This window comes from Streptomyces sp. NPDC052107 (assembly GCF_040680215.1).
In the GTDB taxonomy this organism is placed as follows: domain Bacteria; phylum Actinomycetota; class Actinomycetes; order Streptomycetales; family Streptomycetaceae; genus Streptomyces.
In genome coordinates this window covers 306986-322266 of record NZ_JBFAWG010000003.1, presented here as the reverse complement: position 1 = coordinate 322266, position 15281 = coordinate 306986, and the positions used below count along the sequence as shown (strand labels likewise).

17 protein-coding genes are annotated in these 15281 nt (G+C 71.8%); 4 read left to right on the top strand and 13 right to left on the bottom strand.

Going from position 1 to position 15281, the window contains the following annotated elements; translation table 11 throughout:
* Positions 1-213: 213 nt before the first annotated feature.
* From AB0M27_RS05380 to mshD, 4 genes are all read right to left on the bottom strand, one after another.
* A complete protein-coding gene (locus AB0M27_RS05380) occupies positions 214-1209 on the bottom strand; it encodes an ABC transporter permease (protein WP_365718135.1) in 996 nt (331 codons plus the stop codon).
* Positions 1206-2102 (bottom strand): ABC transporter ATP-binding protein, encoded by an 897-nt coding sequence (locus tag AB0M27_RS05375; protein WP_365718133.1) that lies wholly within the window; start codon positions 2100-2102, stop codon positions 1206-1208. Before AB0M27_RS05375 ends, AB0M27_RS05380 begins: the two co-directional genes overlap by 4 nt.
* On the bottom strand, positions 2099-2485 hold the full coding sequence (locus tag AB0M27_RS05370; protein WP_365718131.1) for a GntR family transcriptional regulator: 387 nt from the start codon (positions 2483-2485) through the stop codon (positions 2099-2101). The genes AB0M27_RS05375 and AB0M27_RS05370 overlap by 4 nt, the downstream gene beginning before the upstream one ends.
* Before the next feature lie 92 nt (positions 2486-2577).
* Positions 2578-3504: a mycothiol synthase gene (gene mshD, locus AB0M27_RS05365; protein ID WP_365718129.1), complete on the bottom strand. Its 927-nt coding sequence runs from the start codon at positions 3502-3504 to the stop codon at positions 2578-2580.
* A gap of 192 nt (positions 3505-3696) precedes the next feature.
* Between mshD and AB0M27_RS05360 the strand changes: the two genes are divergently transcribed.
* Positions 3697-3819 (top strand): hypothetical protein, encoded by a 123-nt coding sequence (locus AB0M27_RS05360; protein WP_365718127.1) that lies wholly within the window; start codon positions 3697-3699, stop codon positions 3817-3819.
* A gap of 110 nt (positions 3820-3929) precedes the next feature.
* Entirely contained in the window at positions 3930-5717 is a 1788-nt protein-coding gene (locus tag AB0M27_RS05355) for an ABC transporter ATP-binding protein (RefSeq protein WP_365718125.1), read from the top strand.
* Between the two features lie 4 nt (positions 5718-5721).
* Here the strand turns inward: AB0M27_RS05355 and AB0M27_RS05350 are convergent, their stop codons facing one another.
* The 3 genes from AB0M27_RS05350 to AB0M27_RS05340 form a co-directional block, all read right to left on the bottom strand.
* Positions 5722-6435, bottom strand: coding sequence for a PH domain-containing protein (locus AB0M27_RS05350; RefSeq protein ID WP_365718123.1), 714 nt, complete (start codon positions 6433-6435; stop codon positions 5722-5724).
* Between the two features lie 116 nt (positions 6436-6551).
* Positions 6552-6992 carry a MarR family winged helix-turn-helix transcriptional regulator gene (locus tag AB0M27_RS05345; protein ID WP_365718121.1) on the bottom strand — a complete coding sequence of 147 codons (441 nt, stop codon included), beginning with the start codon at positions 6990-6992 and terminating at the stop codon, positions 6552-6554.
* On the bottom strand, positions 6989-7879 hold the full coding sequence (locus AB0M27_RS05340) for an NmrA/HSCARG family protein (protein ID WP_365718119.1): 891 nt from the start codon (positions 7877-7879) through the stop codon (positions 6989-6991). Before AB0M27_RS05340 ends, AB0M27_RS05345 begins: the two co-directional genes overlap by 4 nt.
* Before the next feature lie 119 nt (positions 7880-7998).
* Between AB0M27_RS05340 and AB0M27_RS05335 the strand changes: the two genes are divergently transcribed.
* Entirely contained in the window at positions 7999-8487 is a 489-nt protein-coding gene (locus AB0M27_RS05335) for a MarR family transcriptional regulator (RefSeq protein WP_365718117.1), read from the top strand.
* A 13-nt stretch (positions 8488-8500) separates the two neighbouring features.
* Here AB0M27_RS05335 and AB0M27_RS05330 read toward each other — a convergent pair whose 3' ends face one another.
* The 6 genes from AB0M27_RS05330 to AB0M27_RS05305 all read right to left on the bottom strand — a co-directional run bounded on the left by AB0M27_RS05330 (position 8501) and on the right by AB0M27_RS05305 (position 14232).
* On the bottom strand, positions 8501-9979 hold the full coding sequence (locus AB0M27_RS05330; RefSeq protein WP_365718115.1) for a HAMP domain-containing sensor histidine kinase: 1479 nt from the start codon (positions 9977-9979) through the stop codon (positions 8501-8503).
* Positions 9976-10710 carry a response regulator transcription factor gene (locus AB0M27_RS05325; RefSeq protein ID WP_365718113.1) on the bottom strand — a complete coding sequence of 245 codons (735 nt, stop codon included), beginning with the start codon at positions 10708-10710 and terminating at the stop codon, positions 9976-9978. The genes AB0M27_RS05330 and AB0M27_RS05325 overlap by 4 nt, the downstream gene beginning before the upstream one ends.
* A 232-nt stretch (positions 10711-10942) precedes the next feature.
* The gene (locus tag AB0M27_RS05320) at positions 10943-11179 is read right to left on the bottom strand and encodes a hypothetical protein (RefSeq protein ID WP_365718110.1); all 237 of its coding nucleotides are present in this window, start codon (positions 11177-11179) and stop codon (positions 10943-10945) included.
* Positions 11180-11215: 36 nt separating this feature from the next.
* Positions 11216-12214: a trypsin-like peptidase domain-containing protein gene (locus tag AB0M27_RS05315; protein ID WP_365718108.1), complete on the bottom strand. Its 999-nt coding sequence runs from the start codon at positions 12212-12214 to the stop codon at positions 11216-11218.
* A 106-nt stretch (positions 12215-12320) separates the two neighbouring features.
* Positions 12321-13346, bottom strand: a complete 1026-nt coding sequence (locus AB0M27_RS05310) for a LacI family DNA-binding transcriptional regulator (protein WP_365718106.1) — start codon at positions 13344-13346, stop codon at positions 12321-12323.
* Between the two features lie 97 nt (positions 13347-13443).
* A complete protein-coding gene (locus AB0M27_RS05305) occupies positions 13444-14232 on the bottom strand; it encodes a response regulator transcription factor (protein WP_365718104.1) in 789 nt (262 codons plus the stop codon).
* Between the two features lie 204 nt (positions 14233-14436).
* Here AB0M27_RS05305 and AB0M27_RS05300 point away from each other — a divergent pair, with 204 nt between their 5' ends.
* On the top strand, positions 14437-15273 hold the full coding sequence (locus AB0M27_RS05300) for an alpha/beta fold hydrolase (RefSeq protein WP_365718209.1): 837 nt from the start codon (positions 14437-14439) through the stop codon (positions 15271-15273).
* Positions 15274-15281: the final 8 nt, after the last annotated feature.

Here is a 15281-nt window from a genome sequence, read left to right as displayed (position 1 = left end):
CGATGGTTACGGAGACATGACGTGCGGGATAGCGCGGGGCGGCTCCCGGGGGTCTTGGTTGCGAAAGCGAGGCCGCCGGCGCGCATGAGCCTACGGCAGCTGCAGCGCCCCGTGAGGGCGCTGCAGCTGTGTTTGACATGCGGCTCGGCCGCGCGGGCGCGAGCGGCCCACCACGGACCCGCAGACACCCGCGCACCCCCAGGCCAACGGCGATCAGGCGCTGACGAGGAGTCCCTTCGCCTCCGTGGCCGTCCCGGCCGCCCGCAGCCCTCCGGTCTGCCGGCGCAGCACCAGGTAGGAGGCGGTCACCAGCAGGCCGGTGACCGCCAGGAACAGCGCGCTGGTGGTGAGCTGGAGGGGCCAGTAGTGAGAGTAGGGGTGATAGGTGTTGAAGTAGCCGACCGCGTACACGGAGGCGCGGTCGCACGCCCCGGAACCGCAGGACACATGCTCGCCGGTCCTGGTCACCAGGCCCTGGGCGACGATGAGGCCGTCACCGCGGTAGCCCTGGTGGAGGTTGCCGATCCTGGTGACCGCCGGCCACAGGTGGGGCAGCAGCTGCTGGGCCACGCCGGCGACGCCCACGGTGAACAGCGTGCCGACGACCAGCGCGGGCAGGGTACGGCGCAGCACCAGGCCGGCCAGGGTGCCGGCCGCCAGTCCGGCCAGGGCCAGCGCGGCGGTGGTGGGGCCGTTGGCGTGGAAGGTCGTCAGCTCGTACCAGCGCTTGGCGGAGTCGACCCGGCCCAGACCCGCCGACCAGGCGCGGTGGTGCAGCCAGAACAGCAGACAGGTGCCGGTGGCGATGAGGGCCGCCGGGACGGCCAGCCGGACGGTGAGCCAGCGGGCCGGGGAGATGCCCTGGGTCCAGGACAGCCGGGCGGTGCCGGTCTCCAGTTCCCGGCCGGTCAGGGCGGCGCCGGCCCAGGCGGCCACCAGGAAGGGCAGCGCGTTCAGGGCGTCGGTGGCGTAGTCGTAGTAGTCCTTGTAGCGCAGGATCGAGGCCTGGTCGTACGTGCATATGCCCATGCCGCAGGCGTCGAACTGCCGCCAGCCCGCGGCGGCCGCGTCGGCGAGCGGGCCGGCCAGGGCGAGCTGCACGGCGGTCAGGACGATCACCAGGCCGGCGAAGCCGTACAGCGCGGGGCGGTGCAGCCGCAGCAGCCAGCGGGCGGTGCGGGGACGCAGGACGGTCGGGTCGGTGGTCACGCGGCACTCTCCTCGGTGACGGCCGGAGCGGTGGTGAGGGCGGGGGCCTCGGGATTGCGCAAGTGGGCGAGGACCAGCTCCTCCAGCGTCGGCGCCGCGGCGCGCCAGCCGGCGGGAAGTGGTCCGGCCGGGCGGATCAGCGCGGTCAGCTGGCGGCCGGTGACCCGGGACTCGACCACGGCCTGCGCGTCGAGGCCGGCGGAGTCGGCGGCGCCGGTGACCCGGAGGTGGGCGGCGAGCAGGTCGTCGATCTCGCCGGACAGCCGGATCCGGCCGCCGCCGACGAGCAGCAGATGGTCGCAGGAGTCCTCCAGCTCGGCGACGACGTGGGAGGACATCACGATGGTGGTGCCGTACTGGGCGGCCTCGGCCATCAGGGTGCCCATCAGTTCGTGCCGGGCCAGCGGGTCGAGGTCGGCCATCGGCTCGTCCAGGAGCAGCAGTTCGGGCCGCTTGCCGAGGGCGAGGGCGAGCGCGACCCGGGTGCGCTGTCCTCCGGAGAGGGAGCGGATGCGGGCCCGGGGGTCCAGGTCGCCGCCCGCGACGACGTGCTCGGCGGCGGCAGCGTCCCAGTGCCCGGCGTTGAGGTCGGCGCCCATGCGCAGGATCTCGGCGATCGTGAGCTGCGCGTAGAGCGGCTTGTCCTGGGCGACGTAACCGACCCGCGGGCGGGCCGTGGCCGCACTGGTGCCGAGCACCCGCACCCGGCCCTCGGTGGGCGGGAGCAGCCCCGCGGCGAGGGCGAGCAGCGTCGACTTGCCGGCGCCGTTGGGCCCGACGACGGCGCACACCCGTCCGGCGGGCAGCCGGAAGGCACAGTCGCGCAGCGCCCAGCCTCCCCGGCGCCCGAAGCGCTTGCCGAGGCCGGTCGCCTCGATCGCCGTGTCGCTCATGAACGTTCTCCCTGGAAGTGAGTGTCGAGTACGGCGGTGAAGAGTGCGGCCACGTCGTCGCGCGCCAGCCCGGCGCCGCGGGCCCGCTCGGCCCATGCCTCCAGCTCGGTACGGAGGGAGGGGTCGACCGGGGTGGTGCCGAGCGCCCGCCGCACGAAGGTCCCGAGACCCCGGCGCGCCTCCACCAGTCCCTCGCGTTCAAGTTCCCGGTACGCCTTCAGGACGGTGTTGGGGTTGATCGCGGTGGCCTCCACGACCTCACGTGCGGTGGGCAGCCGGTCTCCCGGCTCGAGCAGGCCCATGCGCAGGGCCTGTCTGGTCTGCTGGACGATCTGGACGTAGGTGGCGACCCCGCTGTGCCGGTCGATGCGGTATTCGACCATGCGTTGAACCACCCTTTCACTAATTGAGTAGTGAAAGGGTGGTGCAAGGAAGGGGCGGCCGTCAAGCCGGCCGCCCCTTGTGCAGCTCTATGTCAGGTTTCCGTGCGGTACATCAGGTCCGTCTCGTACGTCGTGAAGCCCAGCCGCTCGTACACCGACACCGCCGCCTGGTTGTCCGCGTCGACGTAGAGCATCGCGGTCGGCAGCTGCTGGCCGGCCAGGTGGCGCAGGCCGATGGTGGTGAGGGCCTTGCCGAGGCCGCCGCCCTGTTCGCCGGGGCGGACCCCGAGGACGTAGACCTCGCCCAGCCCCTCCTCGGCGTGCGCCTTGGTCCAGTGGAAGCCGATCACCTCACCGCGCCGCTCGGCGAGGAAGAACCCGGCCGGGTCGAACCACGGCTCGGCCTTGCGGTCGTCGAGGTCCCGCTGGGCCAGCGAACCCTGCTCGGGGTGGTGGGCGAAGGCGGCCGCGTTGACCGCGAGCCAGGCCGCGTCGTCCTTGCCGGGCACGAAGGTGCGCACGCTCACGCCCTCCGGAAGCCTCGGGTCGGGCAGCTGCAGATCGGTCAACGGCCGCCGCATCTGCCGGAGTTCGCGGAACAGGGTCAGGCCGAGCACCTGGGCGAGGTGCCGGGCGGCGGGATGCCCGCCATGGGCCCACACCCGAAGCCGCTTGCCGGAGGCGGCGAGCAGTGCCGAGCCGAGCGCCCGGCCGTGCCCCTGCCCCCGGTGCACGGGACGTACGACGAGTTCGGCGGCCGGCGCCTCCACCGGATCGGTGTCCTCCAGCTGGGCGTAGCCGACGAGTTCACCGTCGACGCTCAGCAGCAGATGCGAAACGCCCTCGCGGGCCCCGCCGCGCAGTTGCAGCCGGCCCTGCTCGGACACCGGTTGCTGTCCGTCGACCGCGGCCGCCTCGGCGAGCAGGGCCCGCACGGCCTCGGCCTGGTCCGGGGTGAGCGCGGAATGGGTCTCGATGGAGCGGGCGGGGAAGGCCCGTACGGTGTCGTCGCTGCTCATGCGTAGAGGGTACGGCAGCCACCCCGTGAAACCTATGTGAATGGCGCCGTGGTTCCCGAAAATCCCTGTGAATTACTCACAGCGCTCTTTAATTGAGGTCTCACCGGAATTGGCTTTTTCCGGCCTCTGAATGCCGTAATGTTTTCGGTGTCGGAATTCACCGGCATGAATCACGGAAAACGGAGAATCGCTATGTCTTTCCACAAGCTCGCCCCGGTCAAGAAGCATCGCAAGCCCGCTCCGGAGCCGAAGAAGCCGGAGCCGAAGAAGCCCGGACACGCGCCAAAGCGCCGCCCGGTCGGGGACAAGGGCTGAGCCGGATCGTCGTGAGGCGGGGTCACCGGTTATCGCGTGGTCGGACCGGTGGCCCCGCCCCGGGCGGGTAATGCAGAGCGTGTGTCCACAGTTGTGGAAAGGAGTCGTCCATGCTCGGGGAAGCCCGGGAGGCCTTCCGCCGGTTCTGGCCGCTGACCCGCGGGGACCGCGCATGGCTCGGCGTGATCATCGCCTGCGTGGTCGTTTCCGCGCTCGCCGAGACCGCCGCGATCCTGCTGTTCGCCGAGCTGACCGACCACGCCCTCAAGGCCGGTTCGCTGTCCGCCTTCTGGGGGCCGGCCGGCGCCTGGCTCGGTGCGGCCGCGCTCGCCGCGCTGGTCGGCTATCTCGGCAATTCCCTGGCCACCTGGACCGCCGAGAGATTCGTGCTGCGATTGCGCGCGGCCGTCTTCCGCCACGTCCAGGACCTGCCGCCGCACTTCTTCCAGCAGCACCGGCAGGGCGACCTGGTCGAACGGCTCACCGGAGACGTCGAATCCATCGAGCACCTGGTGGTCTCCGGCGTCGTGGGAGCGGTCTCGGCCGCGTTCGCCGCCGTCTTCTACGCCACCGCCGCCTTCTGGCTGCGCTGGGACCTGGCGCTGGCCACCTTCGTTCTCGCGCCCTTCTTCCTGCTCGCCGCGCGCCACTTCTCCGGCCGTATCGAACAGGCTGCCCGCGACGGGCGGGTCGCCGACGGCGCGATCACCTCGGTGGTGGAGGAGTCGCTCGGCAATGTCGTCCTCACCCAGGCGTACAACAGACAGGGGGACGAGGAGAAGAGGCTCGACCGCGAGGCCCGCGCCTGGCTGCGGGCGAGCGTGCGCGGGACGCGGCTGGGCGAGATGTACGAGCAGTTCGTCGAGGTCGTCGAGACGCTGTGCGTGCTCGTGGTGATCGGATTGGGTGTCTGGGAGATCTCCGCCGGTCGTATGACCCTCGGTCAACTCCTCGCGTTCGCCGCCTTCCTCGGCTACCTCTACCCGCCCGTGCGCAACCTCGGCCGACTGGGTCTGACCGTCACCGCGGCCACCGCCGGCGCCCGCCGCATCGGCGAGATCCTGGACGCCGAGCCCGCCGTCACCGACCCCGCCGACCCGGTCCCGCCGTGGCCGGTACACGGCTGGGTCGGCTTCCACGATGTCTCCTTCCGCTACCCGGGCGCCCGCGGCGCCTCCCTCCGGAGCGTCGGATTCACCGCGCAACCGGGCGAGTTGGTGCTGATCACGGGCGCGAGCGGCGCCGGCAAGTCCACCCTGGCCAAGCTCCTCACCCGCTTCTACGACCCGGCGGCCGGCGTGATCACACTGGACGGCGTGCCGCTCACCGACCTCCCCCTGCACTTCCTGCGCGAGCAGGTCGCCCTGCTGCCGCAGCAGACCCTGATCCTCAACGGCACCATCCGCGAGAACATCGCCTGCGGCCGCCCCGGCGCCACCGGCACCGAGATCGAGCAGGCGGCACGGGACGCGGCGGCCCACGACTTCATCGCCGCGCTCCCCGACGGCTACGACACCCTGATCGCCCCCGGCACCGCCGCCCTCTCCGGCGGCCAGCTCCAGCGCATCGCCATCGCCCGCGCGATGCTCCGCGCGGCCCCGGTCCTCGTCCTGGACGAGCCGACGGCCGGCCTGGACGCGGTCGCCGCCCGCCAGGTCGTACAGCCCCTGCGCCGCCTGATGTCGGGTCGTACGACCATCATGATCACCCACGACCTGTCCCTCGCCCCCGACGCCGACCGCATCCTGGTCGTGGACCACGGCCGCCTGGTGGAGACGGGCACGCACGAGGAACTCCTCGCGCGGGGCGGCGCGTACGCCCGGCTCGCCGAGCCGCTGCCGGTGGTGGTGACGGCACCGGCGCCGACGGGCGACGACACGGTGATCCTGCGCTGGTGAAGCCCTAGCGCCGCAGCCGCAGGGCGCGGGCGGCGCAGTACGGGGCGAGCAGGAGCCCCAGCACGCCGAAGGCGGCCAGCGGTATGACCAGGAGCAGCAGGACGAGGTTGGCCGGTGTCCCGGCGATGTCCTGCGCCACCGCGACCACGATCATGAGGGCGAACACCACCACCGCGGCGACGCTCGCCCACTGCCATCCCCGTCTTCGCCCGGCCTGCCGCAGAATCCGTTCCTCGGTCTCGGCCCGCTGCCCGTAGGGCATCCCGCACCGCCAGGCGACCTCGCGCAGGGCCGCGACCTCGGCGTAGGGATCGTCCAGCTGCCACTCGTTGATCTGCGGGAGCAGGAAGCGGCGGCCTTCGGCGTCGTACAGGTAGGCCGGCCACCGGGGATGGGCGTGGAGGGGCTGGTTGCCGGTGTTCTCGATCCGGATGTCGTACACGGCGGACCAGGTCCAGGTGCGTGCCCGCAGGGGTCCCTGGCGGGTGATTCCCCGGGCTGTCACCACGGTGTGCGCCCGCCACTCCGACAGGGCGCCCCACACGCCGACCGCCACGAGAGCGGCGAGCGCGCCGGGGGCCCACCAGATCGGCAGGTCGTGGTGGGTGTGGATGGTCTGCAGCGCGGCGTTGCCCAGGAAGATGAGTGGCAGCAGCGCGGCCTGCAGGGGCCGTCTTCGCTGCCTTCGGTACACCCGTGCCGACCCGCCGTCGTCCATGGAGATCCCCTCCCCGGCGCACCGGAAGGGTGCGCGACCGAGGAGAGGCTAGACCTCTTGTCCGGGGCGGTGCGGACGGGGTGGGCGAAACGATCCGCGGCCACGCGCCGGGGCGTCTACGCGGGTGCCGCTGTCGCGGTACCGGGCGAGGCGGCGGTCTCGGCGTTGTGGGTCATGCGCTGCAGGACGTGGACGGTGGTGCGGTACTCGTCCGCCGATATCCCGGTCATGGACAGGTCGCGGAACGCCTGGACGCGCTCGGTGACAGCGGCCGGCCGGCGCCGGCCGTCGGGGGTGAGGGCCAGTCGGTGCGGGGCGGTGTGGGTCGCCCAGCCGCCGGTGAGTACGGCGTCGACCGAGGCCGTCAGCGTGAGAACGTCGGCGTGGGCGGCGAGTGCCGTCAGGACGGCGGAGTCCGTGGCCTCGGGCGTGGTGTCGCGGATGACGTTGAGGACCTGCCAGTCGAGGCGGGTGAGACCGAACTCCGACAGCGCCCCGTTCATCGCGCGGGTGAGAGCCTTGTCGGTGCGGTTGAGCCAGTGGCCGACGGGTTTCATGCGGGGGCTCCTTCGGTGCGGGGCGCGTTCAGCAGGGCGGGCCAGTCCTGCCCGGCCGCCCAGCCGGCGAAGGTGTGCCAGCCGACCTCGGGATACGCGCGGCGCAGGGCCGGGACGTCGACGTCGAGGCCGGTCGTCGTGAAGTAGGCGAACATGGCCGCCAGGTCGGTGGAGTGGGTGCGGACGATGTCGAGGCCGACCTCGTGGTGGGTGATCGGGCGGCCGGTGGCGGTGGTGAGGGCGGCCGCGATCTGCTCGGGGGCGCAGATGTCGGAGGCGATGTCGATACGGCGGCCCAGGAACGCGGCCCGGCGGATGAAGGTAAGTGCGGCGAACGCGCCGATGTCGGCGGCGGGGATGAGGGCGAAGGGCCGGTCGGCGGGCACGGGCCAGCCGAAGACGCCCTCGCGCAGTCCGGAGAGGGTCCAGCCGCCGGCGTAGTTGTCCATGAAGGCGGCCGGCGCGATCACCGTCCAGGGCACGCCGGAGGCGCACAGGTACCGCTCGATCCGGTGCTTGCTGTCGTAGTGCGGGACGCCGGTGCCCCGGTCGGCGTGGGCGGCGGAGGTGAGGACGACGTGGGCGAGGCGGGCGGCCGCAGCGGCGTCGACGAGGGCTCGGCCCTGGCGTACTTCGGTGTCGGTGTCGGTGCCGAAGGGAGTCGTGACCGCGAACAGCGCGTCCGCGCCGGTGAGGGCCGTGTCGAGGGAGGCGCGGTCGTCGAAGTCGGCGTGGTGGATCTCGGCGCCGAGGGTGTGCAGGGCCGTGGCGGCCGGTGCGTCGGGGGTGCGGGTCAGGGCGCGGACGTGGTGGCCGGCGGTGAGAAGGGCGCGGGCGGTGGCTCCGCCCTGGGCGCCGGTGGCGCCGGTGACGGCGACGGTGAGCATGGGTGTCCCCCGGTGGATAGGATGACTGACGCAGATTACTGCGTGACGCAATAGCTGCGCCACGCAGGAGAGTAGCCGAGCTTTGCTGCGTCGTGCAGTGTTTTTTGGAGGCGAGCCACGTGACGGACGCGACCGACCCGCGCCGGGCCCGGCTGTACGAGGAGTTGTCGGTGGAGTCGCGGCGCCATCTGGCGTCGTACGTGCTGTTCAACCAGGCCGTCGCCGACCATCTCGGCCTGCACCCCACCGATGTGCAGGCCCTGAGCCTGCTGACGGCCGAGCCCGAACCGCTCACGGTCCGGCAGATCGCCGACATGACCGGCCTCACCACGGGCTCGGCCACCCGGCTGGTGGACCGGCTGGAACGCGGCGGCTATGTGGCCCGCAGGCCGGATGCGCGGGACCGCCGACGGGTGCTGGTGACCCCGGTGCCGGAGCGCATCGCCCGGGTCACCGCGGTGTGGGACGAGCTCGGCCGTACCTGGCAGACGCTGCTCGACGACCACAGCGAGGACGAACTGCGGGCGATCATCCGCCACATGCGCCGCGCGAACGAACTGAGCCGCACCCAGATCCAGCGTCTGCGCGACCTGCCGAAGCCGGAGTGAGGCGACGGCTCGCTCAGCCGACCAGGGTCTCGGTCGTCTCCGGCGTCTCCGGCGGCGTCGGCGCCCCCGGCAGCTGAACCGTGGCCACCGTGCCGCCGCCCTGCGCACGGGACAGGGTGACCTCGCCGCCCGCCTGCTGGACCGTGCGGGCCACGATGGACAGGCCGAGGCCCGAGCCGGGCAGGGCGCGGGCGCTGGGGGAGCGCCAGAAGCGGTCGAAGACGTGTGGGAGTTCGTCCTCGGGGACGCCGGGGCCGTGGTCGCGGACGGTCAGGACGCCGTCGGCGAGCCGCACCTCGACCGTGCCGCCCTCGGGGCTGAACTTCACCGCGTTGTCGAGGACGTTGACGACCGCCCGCTCCAGCGCGGAGGGCTCCGCCCGGACGTACCAGGGCTCCAGGTCCGACGTGATCGTCAGCTCCGGGCCGCGCAGGCGGGCACGGCGCAGCGCCGCCTCGACCGTGTCCTGGAACGACACCACCTGGACCCGCTCGCCGCGCTGCCCCTCCGAACGGGACAGCTCCTGCAGGTCGCCGATCAGCGCGGACAGTTCGGTCATCTGCGCCTTCACCGAGGCGAGCAGCGCCTTGCGGTCCTCGGGCGGAAGCGGACGGCCCGTCTCCTCGCTGCGGGTGAGGAGCTCGATGTTCGTGCGCAACGACGTCAGGGGCGTGCGGAGTTCATGGCCGGCGTCGGCGATCAGCTGCTGCTGGAGGTCCCGGGAGCTGGCCAGGGAGGCGGTCATGGAGTTGAAGGACCGGGAGAGCCGGGCGACCTCGTCCTCGCTGTCGTCCTCCACGGGGATGCGGACCGTCAGGTCCTCCGTCCGGGCCACGTGCTCCACGGCCTCGGTGAGCTTGTCGACGGGACGCAGGCCCGCCCGGGCGACGGCGAGGCCCGCGGCGCCGGCGCCGATGACTCCTATGCCGGAGACGAGGAGGAGGATGAGCGCCAGTTCGTTGAGGGTCTCGTGGGTGCCCTTGAGGTTCGCGGCGACGATCAGACCGACGTTGGGGCCGGACTGGCCCGTCGTCCGGTCGGTGGTGGAGCCGAGCGGCCGGGTGACCACCCGGAGGTCGTTGCCCTTGCTGTCGGTGCCGTTGCGGAAGTACAGGTGCCGGATGTCCCCCGCCTTGATCTCGTCCTTGTCGGCCTGGGTGACCTTGATCTTGTCCGGGGAGTTGCCCACGAGACAGGTCGTGCCGGTGTCGGTGACGACCTGCGAGTACCTGTCCTGGAACTGGTACCCGGGGGACGTGCCCTGCGGAGTGTCGACACAGTTGTTGAGGGCGATGTAGGCCTGCTGGATCTGCCCGGGCCCGCCCATGGCCTTTTCCAGCTCGTCGTCGACCTGCTGGTACAGCCTCCCCTCGACGATGAACCAGCACGTCACCGAAACCGCCGCCACCGCGAACGCCACCGCCGCCGCGACCAGCATCGCCAGCCGGGCCCTGATCGGCAGGGACCGGTAGCGCCGTACCAACCTGCTCACTCGGCGCCGCCCTGCCGCAGGACGTATCCCACGCCCCGCACGGTGTGGACGAGGCGCGGCTCGCCGCCGGCCTCGGTCTTGCGGCGCAGGTACATGACGTAGACGTCGAGGGAGTTGGAGGAGGGCTCGAAGTCGAAGCCCCAGACCGCCTTCAGGATCTGCTCCCGGGTGAGGACCTGGCGCGGGTGCGCCATGAACATCTCCAGGAGGGTGAACTCCGTGCGGGTCAGCTCCACCTGCCGGCCGCCCCGCGTCACCTCACGGGTCGCGAGGTCCATGCGCAGGTCGCCGAAGGTCAGCGCCTCGTCCTCCTGGGCCTCGGCGGACACCGCGGCCGCGTACGAGCTGCGGCGCAGGAGGGCGCGGATACGGGCGAACAGCTCGTCCAGCTCGAAGGGCTTGACCAGGTAGTCGTCGGCGCCGGCGTCGAGGCCGGTCACCCGGTCGCCGACGGTGTCGCGGGCCGTGAGCATGAGGATCGGGGTGGTGTCCCCCGCCCCGCGGATGCGGCGGGCCGCGGTCAGGCCGTCCATGCGCGGCATCTGGATGTCCAGGACGACCAGGTCGGGCTTGTAGGCGGTCGCCTTCTCCAGCGCGTCCGCGCCGTCGACGGCCACCTCCGTGTCGTACCCGTCGAAGGCGAGGCTGCGCTGGAGCGCCTCGCGTACGGCCGGCTCGTCGTCGACGATCAGGATGCGCTGGGGGTCACGGTCGCCTTCGGCGGGGCTCATGGCTCGCGGTTCCTCGGGGTGCGGTGGTTGGGGTGTACGGGGCGTCGCTCTGCGTCTCGGTTTGCGTCTCGGCTGCCTTTCAGCCTGCCACGACCGGCGGGCCGGGATGCAGACCCGCCGGGGGTCGGCCCGGACGGCGGTCGCCTTGGGAGGCGGTCCGGGCCCGACCCGTGGGTCAGGCCCAAACCCGAGGGGGTGGGCCCACCCCCAGGGTGTCAGGCCCACCCCGGCGTCAGGCCCGCACCGCGGTCAACCGGTTCAGCGGAACCTTCCGACGGTGGGTGCGGACAGGACCGGTGCGCAGGCCCATCAGCTCCGGGAACGGTGTGACCACCTCGGGCGCGCGCGGAGCCGACTCCGGCTTGCGAGGTGCCGGGATGGGCACGTGCAGGTCCCGGGTGACCGTGAGCGCCAGGGCGAGGGCGGCGGGACCGTGGTCGGCGATCTGGTGCGAAACCTTGGTGATCATGACGTACTCCCTGCTGACTGGTGCAGTGCTGACGCGCTAGCTGTTGTTGCCCGCCCGCAGCTTGGCCAGGTCGGACTTGACGGTGTTGACGGGGATCGCGAAGCCGAGGCCGATGCTGCCCGCGTCCGAGGACGAGGAGGACTGCTGGCTCGACGAGTACATCGCGGAGTTGATGCCGATGACGTTGCCGCTCGCGTCTATCAGGGCGCCGCCGGAGTTGCCGGGGTTGAGGGAGGCGTCCGTCTGGATCGCTTTGTACGTGGTCGTGGACGAACCCGTGTCGCCGTTGAACTCCCGGCCGCCGAACTGGAACGGCCACTGTCCGTCGCCGCCCTGACCCTGACCCTGGTTCTCGTCGGTGGAGACGGTCACGTCCCGGTCGAGGGCGGAGACGATACCGCTGGTGACGGTGCCGGTCAGGCCCTCGGGGGAGCCGATCGCGACGACCGTGTCACCGACCTGGACGCCGGAGGAGTTGCCGAGGGAGGCGGGCCTCAGCCCGGAGGCGCCGCGCAGCTTGATCAGCGCGAGGTCCTTGGAGCTGTCGGTGCCGACGACATCGGCGGTGTAGCTCTTGCCGTCGCTGGTGCGCACCTTGATCGACTGCGCCCCGGAGACGACGTGGTTGTTGGTGACGATCTCGCCGTTCGACGTGATGATCACGCCGGAGCCGGTGGAGGAGCCGTTGCCGAGGGTCGCGTTTATCTCGACCACGCTCGGGCTTACCGCGGCGGCGATCGCGGCGACGTCACCGCGCTTGCCGGTCGGCACCACGTTCGTGGCCGTACCGGCGGAGGAGACCGTGTCCTTGCCGGTCAGCTCCTGGAAGCCGTACGCCGTGGCGCCTCCCACCGCCGCCGCGACGATCGCGACGGCCGCGAGGAGGGCCACCGGACCCCGGTTGCGCCGCTTCCTCGGCTCGGGTGCCACCGCCGTCACCGGCTCGTACGGCGGCGGGGGCGGCCACTCGGGGTTCACGGGAGCGGAGTAGCTGCTGCTGGGCTGCTGGGTGTCGGCACCCTGGCTCTCGGTCATGCCAAGAAGCCTCCCCTGTGACCATGAGAGCTTCCTGAGTGCTCGCTGAGAAGCCCGGCAGAACCTCGTTTGCCGGATATAAAGACCTGTCGGTGAGGCTCAGGCCTCAGGTCGAACAGCCGCAGCTCGTCCGCACCACCAGCCGGGACGGGAACGTCTTCAGCCGCTCCCGCCGCGAGCCCGGCACCCGCAGCCCGTCGTCCAGTACCAGGTCGACCGCCGCCCGGGCCATCGCCGAGCGGTCCGAGGCGACCGTGGTCAGCGGCGGGTCGGCGAGCGCCGCCTCCTTGATGTCGTCGAAACCGGCCACCGCCAGCTTGCCGGGCACGTCGATGCGCAGCTCGCGCGCGGCCCGCAGCAGGCCGATCGCCTGGTCGTCGGTGGAGCAGAAGATCGCCGGCGGCCGCTCGGGGCCGGAGAGGATGTCCAGGGCGACGCGGTAGGCGTCGTAGCGGTTGTACGGCGCCTCGAACAGCCGGCCCTCGGTGGACAGGCCCGCCTCGGCCATGGCCCGCCTCCAGCCCTCGACGTGGTCGGAGACCGGGTCGCCGACGGCCGGGGTCTCGGCCGTGCCGCCCATACAGGCGACGTACTCGTAGCCGTGCTCCAGCAGGTGGCGCACGGCGAGCTGGGCGCCACCGAGGTCGTCCGTGACCACGGCCACGTCGTCGATGGCCTCGGGGCGCTCGTGCAGCAGCACCACCCGGGCGTCCCAGGCGTCGATCTCGGCGGCGGCGAGGTCGTTCAGCGCGTGGGAGACGAGGATCAGGCCGGAGACGCGCATGCCGAGGAAGGCGCGCAGATAGTGGACCTCGCGTTCACCGATGTAATCGGTGTTGCCGACCAGGACCATCTTTCCGCGCTCGGAGGCGGCCTGCTCGACCGCGTGCGCCATCTCGCCGAAGAAGGGCTGGCGGGCGTCCGGGATGATCAGGCCTATGAGATCCGTGCGCCGGGAGGCCATCGCCTGGGCGACCCGGTCGGGGCGGTACCCCAGCTCCTTGATCGCGGCGAGGACACGCTCGCGCGTGGCCGGGGCGACCGGCCGGGGTCCGTTGTTGATGACATAACTGACGACGGCGGTGGAGGTTCCAGCCAGCCGTGCCACATCATCCCGAGTCACCTTGGCCACGCGCGGAGTCTACGCGGATTGACCCGTTCTGGGCAGGGCGTATCAGTGCTTGGATGTGCGGAAGCAATGCCCGGCCCGAACGGCTTTCATGCCTGCGCTAGGCCTCGGCGTGGATCCCGGAGCCGTCACGGACGGCGGATGTGTCCGTATCCTCCATCTTTGCCCGCTCCGCCCTGGCCTTGGTCTCCTCGCCGGCCCGGTCGCTCTTGTCGGCCTTCTCGGGCGTAACGAATCGATAACCGACGTTCCGGACGGTGCCGATCAGTGACTCGTGCTCCGGGCCGAGCTTGGCCCGCAGCCGCCGTACGTGGACGTCGACCGTCCGGGTGCCGCCGAAGTAGTCGTAGCCCCAGACCTCCTGCAGCAGCTGGGCGCGAGTGAAGACGCGGCCCGGGTGCTGGGCGAGGTATTTCAGCAGCTCGAACTCCTTGAAGGTCAGATCGAGGACCCGGCCCTTGAGCTTGGCGCTGTAGGTCGCCTCGTCCACGGAGAGGTCGCCGTTGCGGATCTCCATGGGGGAGTCGTCGTTGACGATCTGCTGGCGGCCCATGGCCAGCCGCAGTCGCGCCTCCACCTCCGCAGGGCCGGCGGTGTCGAGGAGCACGTCGTCGATGCCCCAGTCGGCGGTGACAGCGGCGAGACCGCCCTCGGTGACGACGAGGATCAGCGGACAGCCGGGGCCGGTGGAGCGCAGCAGCTGGCACAGGCTGCGCACCTGGGGCAGGTCGCGGCGGCCGTCGACGAGGATGACGTCGGCGCCGGGGGTGTCGACGAGGGCGGGGCCCTCCGCCGGGGCGACCCGCACGTTGTGCAGGAGCAGGCCGAGGGCCGGCAGTACCTCCGTCGACGGCTGAAGGGCGTTGGTCAGGAGCAGCAGAGAACTCATACGTCTGGTTCCTCCTCGGTCCCTGCGAGGACTGTGCGGACGGGCACTGCTCTGCGATCCCGAAGGCCCCGTACACCGGCGGTCGCCTGAGGTTTCCCGCTTCGTATACAACGCTTCCGAAAGCACAAAAGGACCCGGGGGCTGCGCTGCCCGAGTCCTCTGCCCAGCAGAATAGCCCACATGAGGAACCGTTCGGCAGGTCAAATGGCGCATTCCACCGTTCGTCCGAATCGCGAGACGCGCAGACAGGTGCCTATCCGGACGTTTCTGCGCACCGCCGACGGGATTCCGGTCGATTCCGTATACGATCCGGGCGCCGTCGTATACGAAAGCTCCGGATCCGATCCCGACACCGGCCGTTCGGCCTCCCGTGACCTCGTGTTCGTCGTCGCCCACGGGTTCACCGGGGGCGTGGACCGTCCGCACGTACGACGGGTGGCGGGCGTCCTGCGCGGTTACGGCGCGGTCGTCACCTTCTCCTTCCGCGGCCACGGGCGCTCCGGTGGCCGCTCCACGGTCGGCGACAGGGAGGTCCTGGACCTCGCCGCCGCCGTCGCGTGGGCGCGCGACCTCGGGCACGCGCGCGTGGCGACCGTCGGCTTCTCCATGGGCGGCTCGGTGGTCCTGCGGCACGCCGCCCTGGAGCCCGGCACGGTCGACGCGGTGGTCTCGGTCAGCGCCCCGGCCCGCTGGTACTACCGGGGCACGGCGCCCATGCGCCGCCTGCACTGGCTGGTCACCCGCCCCGAGGGCCGCCTGGTCGGCCGCTACGGCCTGCGCACCCGCATCCACCACCGCGAGTGGGAGCACGTCCCGCTCTCCCCGACGGAAGCGGTCCCGGGGATCGCCCCCACCCCGCTGCTGATCGTGCACGGCGACCGCGACGGCTACTTCCCCCTCGACCACCCCCGGATGCTCGCCGAGGCGGCCGGTGACCACGGCGAACTCTGGGTGGAGGCGGGCATGGGCCACGCGGAGCACGCGGCGGAGGACGCCCTGCTCGTCCGGATCGGAGAATGGGCGGCCATCAAGGCGGGCTAGCCTGACAG

What these genes read in the sequence shown, in the direction of transcription:
- AB0M27_RS05375 (WP_365718133.1), bottom strand. Translation starts at nt 2,102, where the DNA reads ATGAGCGACACGGCGATCGAGGCGACCGGCCTCGGCAAGCGCTTCGGG.
- AB0M27_RS05370 (WP_365718131.1), bottom strand. Translation starts at nt 2,485, where the DNA reads ATGGTCGAATACCGCATCGACCGGCACAGCGGGGTCGCCACCTACGTC.
- mshD (WP_365718129.1), bottom strand. Translation starts at nt 3,504, where the DNA reads ATGAGCAGCGACGACACCGTACGGGCCTTCCCCGCCCGCTCCATCGAG.
- AB0M27_RS05360 (WP_365718127.1), top strand. Translation starts at nt 3,697, where the DNA reads ATGTCTTTCCACAAGCTCGCCCCGGTCAAGAAGCATCGCAAGCCCGCT.
- AB0M27_RS05355 (WP_365718125.1), top strand. Translation starts at nt 3,930, where the DNA reads ATGCTCGGGGAAGCCCGGGAGGCCTTCCGCCGGTTCTGGCCGCTGACC.
- AB0M27_RS05350 (WP_365718123.1), bottom strand. Translation starts at nt 6,435, where the DNA reads ATGGACGACGGCGGGTCGGCACGGGTGTACCGAAGGCAGCGAAGACGG.
- AB0M27_RS05345 (WP_365718121.1), bottom strand. Translation starts at nt 6,992, where the DNA reads ATGAAACCCGTCGGCCACTGGCTCAACCGCACCGACAAGGCTCTCACC.
- AB0M27_RS05340 (WP_365718119.1), bottom strand. Translation starts at nt 7,879, where the DNA reads ATGCTCACCGTCGCCGTCACCGGCGCCACCGGCGCCCAGGGCGGAGCC.
- AB0M27_RS05325 (WP_365718113.1), bottom strand. Translation starts at nt 10,710, where the DNA reads ATGAGCCCCGCCGAAGGCGACCGTGACCCCCAGCGCATCCTGATCGTC.
- AB0M27_RS05320 (WP_365718110.1), bottom strand. Translation starts at nt 11,179, where the DNA reads ATGATCACCAAGGTTTCGCACCAGATCGCCGACCACGGTCCCGCCGCC.
- AB0M27_RS05315 (WP_365718108.1), bottom strand. Translation starts at nt 12,214, where the DNA reads ATGACCGAGAGCCAGGGTGCCGACACCCAGCAGCCCAGCAGCAGCTAC.
- AB0M27_RS05305 (WP_365718104.1), bottom strand. Translation starts at nt 14,232, where the DNA reads ATGAGTTCTCTGCTGCTCCTGACCAACGCCCTTCAGCCGTCGACGGAG.
- AB0M27_RS05300 (WP_365718209.1), top strand. Translation starts at nt 14,437, where the DNA reads ATGGCGCATTCCACCGTTCGTCCGAATCGCGAGACGCGCAGACAGGTG.